The organism is Microcystis sp. M109S1 (assembly GCF_020247025.1).
Lineage (GTDB): Bacteria > Cyanobacteriota > Cyanobacteriia > Cyanobacteriales > Microcystaceae > Microcystis.
This window is the reverse complement of the sequence record NZ_JADBRW010000194.1, coordinates 1-12,084: the sequence shown is the minus strand read 5'-3', so window position 1 is coordinate 12,084 and position 12,084 is coordinate 1. Positions and strand designations below refer to the sequence as shown.

Here is a 12,084-nt window from a genome sequence, read left to right as displayed (position 1 = left end):
TCTTCTTCAAATTCTGACCAAGGAATTAGATTGGCCATGATAACCCAACGATTGTCTGGGGATAATTTCCCCTCCGAGGGAAACTCGAAGTTTTCTGGTGAGGTTGGCAGTTGCTCAATCTTGCGATACATTAGTACTAAGGAGAGAAGATGCAAGGGTTTCGAGTAATTTTAGCAGATTCAGGGGCACCTGAGCGACTCTCAATCAAGCTAAAAGCCTTTTCCTGTAAGGTTTTTAGCTTTATTCAGCAACCCCTAAGTAGGTGGGTGGAATTAAATATAAGATGAACGTAGGTTGGGTTGAAGCATGAAACCCAACACCCGCATGGGTTACGCTACCGCTAACCCATCCTACAAATAATTGTGCCTCCCTACTTATAAAAAAATGCAATCACTATTTCAAAATCATAGGGATCGCAATTCTAGAGATTATTATTGATCTTTAAAAATATCATTATCTTTATCTTAAGATAAAGTTTAATCTACTAAATCTTCATAATTAGTTACTCGCTCTCTACATAACTTAACAAAGTTAGCAGTTTCTTCATCATGTTGCTGATAAATATTTTTTGCTTTATTCATTTGTATATCTTCGATTTTTTCTTTATTTCTTTCTCTAAGTCGGATATATTCAATTATTAAAGCTTCAATATTTAGCTGAAAATTTTTTAGTTCTTTCATTTTTGAGAGTTCTTTTTCTGCCATTTTGCCAAGATTTTCTTGATTCATTCTATCGATAGTTTCTTTCTCAAGCAGTTTTTCATAAAGACCTTCTTTTGACAAGATTTTTACCAAAACTGGAGCAATTTCAATAATAATTAATAACAGAGTAATTAATTTATTTGTAATAGCAATAGCAGGATCATCTTTCGATAATGCTTCTAGGGCTGAGATACGATCTAAAAGACTTCCTTCTTGCCATTCCTTTTTCTGCGGTGTCTTGATACTCAAACTTGATTGTTGTTTTTTGATTAAACTATTTTTTTCCTTGAGTAAATCTTGGATTATATTATCCAAAAAAGTAACACTTTTTTCTATTGTTTCTACATTTTTTTGTCTTTCTTTTGCAATAGTGCCGACACCGGCTTTACCTGTCACACCTTTACCTTCTATTTCTTCTATCGCATCTATACGAGCTTTTTGTAAAGCGTCTGAAGCTTGATTTTTTTCTCTTGTGAGATTGTCAATCTCTTCATTTATTTTATTGATCCTTTTGACATCTGGAGTATCTTGATCTTTTCTGCTTTCTTCTCTTTCTCTTTCTCTTCTTTGTTGGCTAATTTTTTGATTGATTTCACTCTCAAACAATCTTAACTCTAGAGGTTTAGCAACGATAAAACCTAAAAGAATCGCTATGCTTAAGCGAGTGACGGCTCCTACCCAAAATTGTAGTTTTGATGAAGACTTATTTTGACTAGCTGTAAGGATAAAAAAGCGATCTAAGTTAAAAATTATGCTACCCCAAATAAAACCCAAAGAAATTGAAATTGTTAAAGAGCCAAAAACCGTAAAAAGTGCATAGCCTCCTGAACAAAAAGCCATTATTGCCGTGAGAATAACGGTTGTGCCGATAGACTCATATTTATACCTTTCTGTGCGACAACTTTCTTGAGACAAAACTTCTTGGTCTGCACCCGCAGACCAGATTAAAAATTTTTGTACAGAATTGAGTCGTGTTTTAGTTAGCACTTGATTACCTTAGTTAATGGTTATGCCTCTTAATTCAGAGCAAAAATAAAGGAATTAACGCTCTCTGAATTTAATCATTTTCAGAAGGGGGGAGAATTTCATATTCTCGTGACATATTAATTTGATCATTTTGTCTTTTTGATTTCGCCGAGTCCCTTAAGATTTCTAGGAACGCCATCTGCATAGCACTGGCTTCAACAATCCCTCCACCACCAGAAGTATTACCACCGCCGCTACTAGCACCAATAAACACTTCTGGAAGTTTAATTTTGGTGTTAGCGTATGCCTCAGCCCATATCCCTTCTGATTCTAACTGAGCATAAATCGCAGGACTAAGAACCTGAACTCTCTGACGAAATTCTTCCATACGAATATCAGCAATTTTCTCGTCTTCACTGGTTTTGATCTCAGAGTCTTCTCGCATCCGCTTTAACTCAAGCTCATCTTTTTCTTGTTGAATTTGTGCATCTACTTTTGATTCCTCAAGTTTAGCTTTAGCATTAAGAGTTGCTATCTCTAAGTTACTTTGAGCTTCAACTAATTTGATTTGAGCTTTGTTTTCCTCTTGCTGTTTGATGAGAGACTGACGGGCTTGTTCAGTTAACTCTTGTTGTTTATAGTTTTCGGCTTGTTGTTGCAGAATTTGACGTTCTCTTAATAGCTCCTCCAATTCATCAGGCAAATCAATGTCTGTAATCAATGTCTGGATTGACTGCACACCATAAGATTCAAGAGCCATTTTAATATAGTCCGATGCGTTTCTTTGTATTTGTCCTCTGTTATGTAAAAAATCAAGTGCGTTATATCCTTGAGCCGAAACCTGAAAATAAGATTCAACAATAGGGCTTAGAACTTTACTAACTAAATTTCTGATGGCAGAAGATTTAAAAACTTTTTGCTCATTCTCATCAATAGGGTTAGAGTGTGATGGTTTCAAGGCATCAATCGGTTGAGCACCAACCTTAAGAATCATTGTAGGGGCATTTTTTGTCGCAATGTAGATAGTCTGAGTCAATTCCAATTGAAAAACAAAGCCGTCTTGTGATCGAAGTTGCAACGGATTAAGATTTTTGTCGTAGTTTAACTCTGGTTTTTCTTCTGATTTAGACCAATTCAAAATAATTTCGTTTGTCGGAACAACATGAACACTTTTAATTCTTCCGTTCATCGCATACTTGCCTGGCAGAAGAGGTTTGCGCTGTATGCCTTTTTCCCCTTCTTCTGAAAGTCGATCATCATTTTTTGACTCGTTATCTTTGCCGACAGAGGAAATAATCACCCCGACTTGTTCGGCAAGAATTTCAACTAATGGTACTTGTTCAACACGAACAAACCAGGGATTGAGAGTCCAGGAACCTTCCTGTAAAAATTCTTCCTGTAAGCCTTTATAGCCCCCAGCTTCGATAAACTTTTGGGGTTTCTGAAAATTATCATGACCTTTAATTGTATTCCCAGCAATTTCCCCTTCAGGAAGGGTTTTTCCTTCAAGTGTCGTAACAATACCGATTTTGTCTTTGCCCACAGTATAAACCTTTAATTCTTCAGGGTTTACATTGTACTGAGTGGCATTAGCAGAAGTAATAACAGTAAACAAGTCAGTGTTGATCTGATAAGTCCTCGCAGGTAGAACTGCCAACTGTTTGCCACTTTCACCACCATTTTTAATAAAAGCTTCAGCATCTTCAAAATTTTGGCATTCAACAACTTTACCTAAATTCCTATCTTCGGGACGGGTTGACCCATCGGTAGCCACAACTAAACCAATTTCTCCTTGGGGAATTTTAGTGACTGAATCAATTTTAATTTCAAACAAATCGGTATTAATTTGATAGGTTCCAGGTGTTAAAAAGGCCAATTGTTTACCACTTTCACCACCACCACTGATAAAAGCTTGAGCATCTTGAAAATTATTGCATTCAACAACCTTACCAAAAGTTCGGGTTGTGGGTAACGGCTTGCCAAAGGTAGCCCGAACTAATCCCACTTGATCCTCCGCAATGCGAATACATTTTACCCTTTTTACTTTAAAAATATTGGTATTAATCTGATAGGTATTGGCGGTTAAAATTGTCAGTTGTTTACCACTTTGACCACCATTGTCCCAAAAAGCTTGGGCATTTTGAAAATTATTGCATTCTACAAACTTGGCAAAGGCTTGACCTGGCGGTAGAGGTTTACCATCTCTAGCTTCCACGAGTCCTACTTCGTCTTCACGGATACGAATAAAATTAACAATCTCAACAGAGAATAGCTCAGTATTAATATAATAAGTACCATTAGTCAAAATAGCTCGTTGTTTTCCTTTTTGTCCACCATTGCGAATAAATGCCCTAGCATCTTGAAAATCGTTACACTCGACAACTTTTCCAAAGTTTTCTCCTGGAGGTAAGCTTGCCCCGTCTTTTGCATCCACTAATCCCACCTGATCAGAAGCAATCACAATTGCCTTAGCAATGCGAATTTCCAGATTAGGCAAACTCAAATGCCGTCCAGGGGTAAGCACCTCCGCTTGTAAACCACTTTCTCCATTGAGAGCAACTCGACGACCCGCAGGCAGAGGACGACCAAATCGTTTATAAACAATGCCTACTTCATCTTCTTTGATATTAATAAAAACCATTGATTTTGTCTCCTTTGGTTGTATTTTTTAAAAGTCTAAGTTTTCTGATTTTAAAAGAAATCACATCTCCTCTCTGTCTCTAGAGAAAAAGAAGCTCATTAGTTCTTGATTTTCTTCGATATTAATGTAATAATGCTTACACCACTCAATAATCTTAGATTTGGCTTGTTGTTTAATCCTGTCTTGAATCTCATTAGTTTTCAATTCCTCATGGTTATGTCGTGAGATTTCACATCGATAAATATCAATAACTATATCTTCAAGGTTTCCTTCAACAAATGTTGAAATTAGATATTCATGTGAGACTACCCTTAACTCATTAAGGTTGCCAGCAACGGCTTTAATAAATTCATAAGTAGAATCATAAGTATAATCTTTTTGAATTGTAAACTTCAGAATTAAATTTAATAAATACTCCTTGGATTCTTCATTTGTTCTAATTATCAAAGGTGGATAATCCAGAGGTGTATTCCTCGATATCTCCCACCACCTCACTTGAATTGTGTTCGTGGGAACAATATACACTTTTTGAATAGCAGTGTTAATTGGATGTTTTCCTGGCGGTTTAATTGTTATGGCATTATTTTCTAATTCATGACCTATTCTTTCAGGGAAAACATTTAATAATATTCCAATACAATGTGGAGGAATCTCAACGAATGGTACTTGTTCAACTGTTACAAACCAAGGATTTAATGAGTATTCCGCTTCGAGTAAAACTTCTTCCTGTAAACCTTTGTATCCACCTACGTCAATAAATTTTTGTGGACTTTGAAAATTGTCATGACCTTCAATTCTTGGACCAAACATCCGTGATAGATCGGTTGTTCCCTCTGTTGTTCTAACAATACCGATTGAATCTCGCTCTACTTTGTAGTATTTCAACTGCTCAGGTTTTAGCCTAGCCTTTTCAGGATTAGCAGAGGTAATTACAGTGAAAAGTTCAGTATTGATCTGATATTTTTTTCCATCACGCAGAATTGCCAACTGCGGGCCACATTCACCTCCATTATCGATAAACGCTTGAGCATCTTCAAAGTCTTTACATTTAACACTTCTCCCTAATCTTCTATGATTAGGCATAACTTGACCATCATTGGCAATAACTAGACCAATCTCCCCCAAAGGAATCTTAGTGACAGGACGAATTTCAACCTCAAAAATCCAAGTATTGATAGAATAAGTATTACTGGTCAAAATTACCAATTGTTTACCTTGTTGACCATCATTTTCAATAAAAGCTTGAGCATCCTGAAAATTATTACATTCTACAAAATTGCCAAATTGTTGGCCAAGGGGACGCTGACGACCATATTTAGCCGTAACAATGCCTATTTGATCTTCATTGATGCAAATTTCGTCCACAATCTCAACGTAAAAATACTCTGGATTAATGTGATAAGTGCCAGCAATCAAAAAAGATAGCTGTTTTCCTCTTTGTCCACCATTATTGATAAATGCGATTTCATCTTGGAAATTTTGGCACTCAACAACCCTTCCAAATCTTCCACTAAAAGCTGGATTTCCACCTTTTTGGGCTTCGACTAGACCAATTTTACCCGACGGAATTTCAATTATATCAAAAGACATTTTTCACCTCCCTATTCAGGAAATTTTTTATAAGAAAGAAAAAACTTGAATATCCTTCTTTGTGTGTCCAGATCACAGCTACTACCAGGAAACCAAAAAGTCGGTAAATGTCCATCGGGCGCACGTCTGGAAAAATCAAAGCTATCATAACTCAATAGCCAATGCCCCTCTACCTGCCAACCAACTTTATCGGCAAAATCACCAAATAATATATTATAGCTGACTTGTGAATGGTCAATGGATTCAACCTGAGTAACGTCCAGCCAGATTTTCTTTTGTACACTGTAACCGAATTTACCATCACTTGCCGCCAACCACAAATTATTTATTTTTTGTAGGCTTTCAATTGGAATGTTTTTAACGTTTTCGTCTGTTAGCCAACCTCTTTGAGTTGGTTTTCGCCTTACTCTTTTTTCAGTTGTGTCGGCAATACGAAGCAGAATCTGCATTGTTTCTTTGTCCGCTTCTTTCCATTTTTTCTCAGCTAATAAAATTGAAAGCTGTTCGTAACCTTCTTGTGGTTCAGGTCTGTCCTCTTGATCTAGCCGTAATCTTGCTTCAGCCGCTGGACTAGACGCTAATACCAGAATTGTTTTTGATGAAATATTTTGAGGAGTTTCTTTTTGTTGGGCTGATGAGACATCCTGCCCTATTACTTTTTTAGGCGTTGCACTGCCTTCATAAAAGTAGGAAAATAGCGATTTAAGAAATTTTCCGTGTCCAACTCAGCCTCGTAGGAAATTCCCACAAAAGGAGGAATCGAAGAAACAACCGCTTTAAGTTTAGCGGCGGCTGTTGGACCGGGTTCTTCGACTTTAGCGAGGATTTTTTGCAAATATTCTATAACTTCTGCATTTTCTCCCCGAAGTTGTCCGACTCCTTCCACAAATTCGGCGATAACAACTTCTGCGTCTGCTTCTGAGATTTTAACTAAATTAGACTGACCAGCGATAATTTGCCAATATTCCTGTTCATAATCTCGAATGGGTTTAAGAATTTGTAACCGAAGTTGCTGTTTCAGGATGGTTTTACCACCTGCTGGAGCCGTAATAATAGCCTCTTCCGTCTCCCTTCTTTGTTCATAAAGCAGTTTAAGATGGGACTCAATCTCATTCAGACGATTTTTGTTCATAGCTTAATTCTTCACCTTCAATTAGTCTGGTAATAGTGACATACTCGTCGCTAAAAGCGAGGGCTTCCTCTTTCATCGGCCAATGCCTCCGCCAAGTGGTTCCTTAGCTTTGGTCTTACTCAGCCTCCGCAGGTTTTGCTCTTCCCTAAAGAAGGCACTAACTGGCGTAATAGTTTCCTATCACCGAGGCAGACTCTCTGTGTCCCAAAGAGTATAAGTAGGGTTTTTTGTCTCCCAGTCATAATCTCACAATAACAATTAGCGGGCCTTGCGGCAATTCTAGCTAATTAGAATTGGAGGTGTCTAGTCTTTATACAGTCGAAAAATGTAGCGGGGGGATTCATCCGACATTTTAGGTAAAATTTCCCAGATTTTCAGATATTCTCGCTAACTACTTTTGTAGATCTTCATTAGCCCGAAAAATCGCTTCTTGACCACCACTAGAGGTCACAAAACCCATAAAAGCTTTGACCGCTTCACTAGCAGGTTCTTTGTAAACGTAGTAAAGGGTACGCTGCCAGGGATAATTAGGTTCACTGGGTAAAATTCCCTCAATAGCGAGCGCCCTGACGGTTGTTTGGTTGGCAATTTGGCTATAGGTGGCGTAACTAATGCCATTCAGTCCCAAAACTCGCAAAATTGGGGTGGTGGCATCCCTCACCATCATTTGAAAATTAGTTCCTGTACCAAATTCTGCCCCTTGCAGGACTTCCTGACGAAAACTTTGATAAGTGCCACTAATGGGAGGACGATTAATCACTTGAATAGTAGCAGTAGAACCGCCCACCTCCGACCAAGAAGTGATTTTTCCGGTAAAAATATCTTTAACTTGGGCAGTGGTTAACCCTCCCGCAAAGGGGTTTTTTACTCCCACCACAATAGCGATCGCATCTCGAAAGATCGGACTAGAAGCCAGTCCCTGAGAGCGTTCCGACTCGGTTAAAGGTCGTGACACCGCCGCAATATCGATCGCCCCCCGGGCTACTTCCTCTAATCCGATATCAGATCCTTGAGCATTTGTCAAGACCTCTACCCCCTGAAATTTGGCAGTTAAAGCGGCTTTTAAGGCTTGATTAATCTGTACCATACTGGTAGCGCCGTTAATGCGAATTGTCGTGCCACTGGGAATAGAAGTCGGTGGGGCAAAACTGACCACTCCCTGGGGGGAGGGGGGAGGAGGTAAGGGAGAGGAGGTGCTTCCCGATGTTGGGGGTTTTTGCGGACTTTTGCCGCTGCCACAGAGAAAGAATTCTTGACCCGCGGCACATTGACTTTGCAGCCAGAAGTAACCCCCACCTAAAATGCTCGCAGTGGCTAAAAGAGCGATTATTAAAGCAGTTGTTTCGTTTTTTTGAGACATACCCATCATTTGCTGACATTAGGGGGTCGATCGCCTCCACATCGGTGATCAATGGAAGTTTCGATGATATTATCTTAGTGCATGGAAATCCACTCTTGATTTAGGACTGTATATCATGACCCACGCACCTATATCCCCAGTCGTGCTGGTTATCCTTGATGGTTGGGGTTATCGCCCGCAAAGGTCGGATAATGCGATCGCAATGGCGAAAACCCCGATTATGGATAGTCTCTGGGAAGTGTATCCCCACACCTTAATCCGCACCTCCGCTAAGGATGTAGGCCTACCAGAAGGACAGATGGGCAACTCGGAAGTTGGCCACCTGAATATCGGAGCGGGGCGAGTTGTACCACAAGAATTAGTACGAATTTCCGATGCGATCGAAGATGGTTCGATTCAACAAAATCAGGCTTTATTAAAACTCTGCGGGGAGATTCGCCCCAAAAAAAGCAAATTACACCTAATTGGTTTATGTTCTGAGGGGGGAGTCCATTCCCATCTCGCTCACTTACTGGGATTATTAGACTTAGCGAAAGTGCAAGGGATTAGCGATGTCTGCATTCATGTCATCACCGATGGTCGCGATACCAATGTCACCGACGGGATGCTCGCTATTAAACGGATTCAAGAACATATTAATAAAATCAGTCTCGGTCGCATGGTGACTCTCAGTGGCCGTTATTATGCCATGGATCGGGATCACCGTTGGGATCGGGTCGAAAAAGCTTATAACGTTATGACCAGTGATCAAGGTATTGACGGGCGATCGATCACGGAAGTATTACAAGCATTTTATGACCAAAATATTACCGATGAATTTATTCTCCCCACTAGGATTGCACCGGGGGCGATCGAAGCGGGCGATGGGGTGATATTCTATAATTTCCGTCCCGATCGAGCTAGACAGTTATGTTATGCCCTGACTATGCCCGATTTTGAAGATTTCGATCGAGATTTAATTTCTCCGCTTAGTTTTGTCACTTTCACCCAATACGATCCGAAATTACCGGTAGATGTGGCCTTTGCTCCCCAGAATTTAAATAATATCTTAGGACAGGTGATCGCTCAACAGGGATTAAAACAATTTCGTTGTGCAGAAACCGAAAAATATCCCCACGTCACCTACTTTTTTAATGGGGGGTTAGAAAAACCCTTTGAGGGAGAAGTGCGCGAATTAATTCCTAGTCCGAAAGTCGCCACCTATGACCAAGCTCCGGCCATGTCGGCAGCCGCGGTGACAGCAGCGGTCTCTGCGGCGATTGAACAGGGGATCTATAGTCTCGTGGTGGTCAATTACGCTAACCCCGATATGGTGGGTCATACGGGCATTTTAGACGCGGCAATGAAAGCAGTGGAAACGGTGGATCTATGCTTGGCTAAGTTGTTAAGTAGCGTCAATAAATTGGGGGGAACAGTGTTAATCACCGCGGACCACGGTAACGCTGAAACGATGGTGGATGAGTCGGGTAATCCTTGGACGGCCCACACGACTAATCCCGTTCCTTTAATTTTAATTGAAGGGGAAGGGAGAAAAATACCGGGCCACGGTGGCGATGTGCAGCTGCGGGATGATGGTCGTTTAGCCGATATTGCCCCCACTATCCTCGAAATTCTCCAAATTCCCGTCCCAGTAGAAATGACTGGGCGATCGCTGATTAAACCGGCCGAGGTGGAAATTAAAGCCAGTCGCACTCCCGTCCGAATCTCGCTTTAACAGGTAAAAAGTCAATAAAGGGGAATTTTATGCTGAAAACCATCGAAGGTGTTTATCGAGATGGACAAATACACCTAACCGAGTTACCCAATGATATTAGCGATCGCTCACAAGTGCTGGTGACTTTTCTCGATCAAATCGATCCTAGTAAGCTCAGACAACTGATGGAGTATTTAGAGAGCATCGAGGGGATTCAGCAAGGTTTTGAGGAGATCAACTCTGGTAAAACCCGTCCTCTTGCCGATTTTGCCCAAGAAATGGCCGAAAAATATGGTATTTCAGGTTGAAATTACCGCAACTGCCACGGCACAGATCGAAAAAGCCTATCGCTGGTATCGAGTTTATAATGCTGAGTTTGCTGACCGTTGGTTTCGAGGATTAATGAATGCTATTGCGACTCTGCAAGAGAAACCAACTCGTTGTGCTTTAGCGCTCGAACAGAGGATTTTTCTACCCAAAGAAGTCCGACAACTTTTTTATGGGAAAGGTAAAAATGTCTATCGAGTGCTTTTTACAATTAGAGATAGTACGGTTTATGTGTTATATGTTCGCCATAGCGCCCAAGCACCACTAACAGTTGAGGATATAGAGGATGAAGAGGACCCTAGTTGATAACTAATTCAAAGCTGACTGCTTGATAACTGCTATACTTTGTAATGGAAAATAGAGAGTAATGATCATGACAGTGGTGCTGGTAGTACAGATTATTTGGGCGCTGGCGGCGGCCTTTCTGGCGATTTTGGTGTTATTACACAGTCCCAAAGGGGATGGTATTGGCGGTATTGGCGGCCAATCACAGATTTTTACCAGCGCAAAAACGGCGGAAAAAACCTTAAATCAGGTGACTTGGGCGTTGGGGACGGTATTTATCACCCTAACTATTGTACTGAGCGCCGGCTGGTTAAATCGCTAAATGCTGAGAGGTCGGTTCTCTTTTCTAGGACTCGCAGCCTTGGCGAGTCTTTTGCTGTTTTCCTATTCTTTGATCGCCGACAGTCGATCGCTACCGGAGTTAAAAACCCATCCTTTACCCGCTAATTTAGCCCAATGGCAAGAGCAAAACCAACCTGGGGATTATTTTGATGCTGTGGAAATCAGTCCCGTGGGAGCGTTGATTTGGTCGCAATTTCCCGTGAAGATTTATGTTCAAAGCGATCGCAGTTCTTGGCTGAGTTTGGTACAACAGGCGATCGCTGAATGGGGGCAGTATTTGCCGATCGAGTTGGTAAATCGGGCAGAATTGGCCGATATCCTCATTAAACAGGAGTTACCGCCGTCGGGAGTCCGTTTTAATGCCGAAACGGGTAAGTTAGAACTGCCCCGGGTGCGTTCTGCCATAACACAATACGAGATTTTTGTCAAGGAAAATCGCTTAACTCATCGGATGAGTATCCAGATTAGTCCCAATTTAGCCGATCGATCGGCCTTAGCGGCAGCGCGGCACGAATTAGGTCACGCTTTGGGAATTTGGGGTCATAGTCCCCTAGAGACGGATGTGATGTATTTCGCTCAAACTAGAGATATTGCCCCGATTTCTAGCCGGGATATTAACACTTTAAAAAAGGTTTATCAGCAGCCAACTCAGTTAGGTTGGCAGATGGATCAGCTAGGGTATCTAATACCTGAATAGGTAAATTTCGGTGGCAGGGTTGTCGGGTTCGATGAATTTGTTGTTAAGGAAGCAACATAGTTTGAAGGCTATTGAAAATTCTTCTGTATCGATCGCTTGAAAGAGATCCCAAATAGCGTACTATCCTATTTGAGTCGATCGCTCGTACCTGATCTAAAAGAATAATAGAATTTTGGGGTAAGCCAGCTTCACCAGTCGCCAATTGGGGATTTGACATCCTCGCCGCCGTAAAACGGACGGCGATTCCTCACCACGCCACTTTTTTAGGGTGGTCGCTGAACGGGGTTGACGCTTCACCGAAAAACGCTTAATTGCTTAAGTCTGACACTTTCGACCCGTCCGTTTTGAGT

At 40.9% G+C, this 12,084-nt stretch carries 13 protein-coding genes; 5 read left to right on the top strand and 8 right to left on the bottom strand.

The window, feature by feature from the left end:
* Window positions 1-476: 476 nt before the first annotated feature.
* The 6 genes from IM322_RS09390 to IM322_RS09365 form a co-directional block, all read right to left on the bottom strand.
* Complete coding sequence (locus IM322_RS09390; RefSeq protein WP_287077555.1) at window positions 477-1,688, bottom strand: DUF4407 domain-containing protein; 1,212 nt, start codon at window positions 1,686-1,688, stop codon at window positions 477-479.
* A 70-nt stretch (window positions 1,689-1,758) separates the two neighbouring features.
* Window positions 1,759-4,308, bottom strand: coding sequence for an SPFH domain-containing protein (locus IM322_RS09385; protein ID WP_287676450.1), 2,550 nt, complete (start codon window positions 4,306-4,308; stop codon window positions 1,759-1,761).
* A gap of 60 nt (window positions 4,309-4,368) precedes the next feature.
* Window positions 4,369-5,898, bottom strand: a complete 1,530-nt coding sequence (locus tag IM322_RS09380; RefSeq protein WP_287676452.1) for a hypothetical protein — start codon at window positions 5,896-5,898, stop codon at window positions 4,369-4,371.
* Window positions 5,899-5,909: 11 nt separating this feature from the next.
* Window positions 5,910-6,485, bottom strand: coding sequence for a GUN4 domain-containing protein (locus IM322_RS09375; protein WP_287676457.1), 576 nt, complete (start codon window positions 6,483-6,485; stop codon window positions 5,910-5,912).
* A 65-nt stretch (window positions 6,486-6,550) separates the two neighbouring features.
* Window positions 6,551-7,030 carry a hypothetical protein gene (locus IM322_RS09370; RefSeq protein WP_002792945.1) on the bottom strand — a complete coding sequence of 160 codons (480 nt, stop codon included), beginning with the start codon at window positions 7,028-7,030 and terminating at the stop codon, window positions 6,551-6,553.
* A 391-nt stretch (window positions 7,031-7,421) separates the two neighbouring features.
* A complete protein-coding gene (locus IM322_RS09365; protein ID WP_287676453.1) occupies window positions 7,422-8,399 on the bottom strand; it encodes a phosphate ABC transporter substrate-binding protein in 978 nt (325 codons plus the stop codon).
* A 106-nt stretch (window positions 8,400-8,505) separates the two neighbouring features.
* Between IM322_RS09365 and gpmI the strand changes: the two genes are divergently transcribed.
* The 5 genes from gpmI (at window position 8,506) to IM322_RS09340 (ending at window position 11,734) form a co-directional block, all read left to right on the top strand.
* Window positions 8,506-10,104, top strand: coding sequence for a 2,3-bisphosphoglycerate-independent phosphoglycerate mutase (gene gpmI, locus IM322_RS09360; protein ID WP_287676454.1), 1,599 nt, complete (start codon window positions 8,506-8,508; stop codon window positions 10,102-10,104).
* Window positions 10,105-10,133: 29 nt separating this feature from the next.
* On the top strand, window positions 10,134-10,391 hold the full coding sequence (locus IM322_RS09355; protein WP_002736285.1) for a hypothetical protein: 258 nt from the start codon (window positions 10,134-10,136) through the stop codon (window positions 10,389-10,391).
* On the top strand, window positions 10,375-10,716 hold the full coding sequence (locus tag IM322_RS09350; protein WP_287676455.1) for a type II toxin-antitoxin system RelE/ParE family toxin: 342 nt from the start codon (window positions 10,375-10,377) through the stop codon (window positions 10,714-10,716). The genes IM322_RS09355 and IM322_RS09350 overlap by 17 nt, the downstream gene beginning before the upstream one ends.
* A 67-nt stretch (window positions 10,717-10,783) precedes the next feature.
* Window positions 10,784-11,017, top strand: a complete 234-nt coding sequence (gene secG, locus IM322_RS09345; RefSeq protein WP_002736485.1) for a preprotein translocase subunit SecG — start codon at window positions 10,784-10,786, stop codon at window positions 11,015-11,017.
* The gene (locus IM322_RS09340; RefSeq protein ID WP_287676456.1) at window positions 11,018-11,734 is read left to right on the top strand and encodes a peptidase; all 717 of its coding nucleotides are present in this window, start codon (window positions 11,018-11,020) and stop codon (window positions 11,732-11,734) included.
* A 43-nt stretch (window positions 11,735-11,777) separates the two neighbouring features.
* Here IM322_RS09340 and IM322_RS09335 read toward each other — a convergent pair whose 3' ends face one another.
* Entirely contained in the window at window positions 11,778-11,951 is a 174-nt protein-coding gene (locus IM322_RS09335) for a type II toxin-antitoxin system PemK/MazF family toxin (protein ID WP_286825658.1), read from the bottom strand.
* Window positions 11,888-12,031: a hypothetical protein gene (locus IM322_RS09330; protein ID WP_287676458.1), complete on the bottom strand. Its 144-nt coding sequence runs from the start codon at window positions 12,029-12,031 to the stop codon at window positions 11,888-11,890. The genes IM322_RS09335 and IM322_RS09330 overlap by 64 nt, the downstream gene beginning before the upstream one ends.
* Window positions 12,032-12,084: the final 53 nt, after the last annotated feature.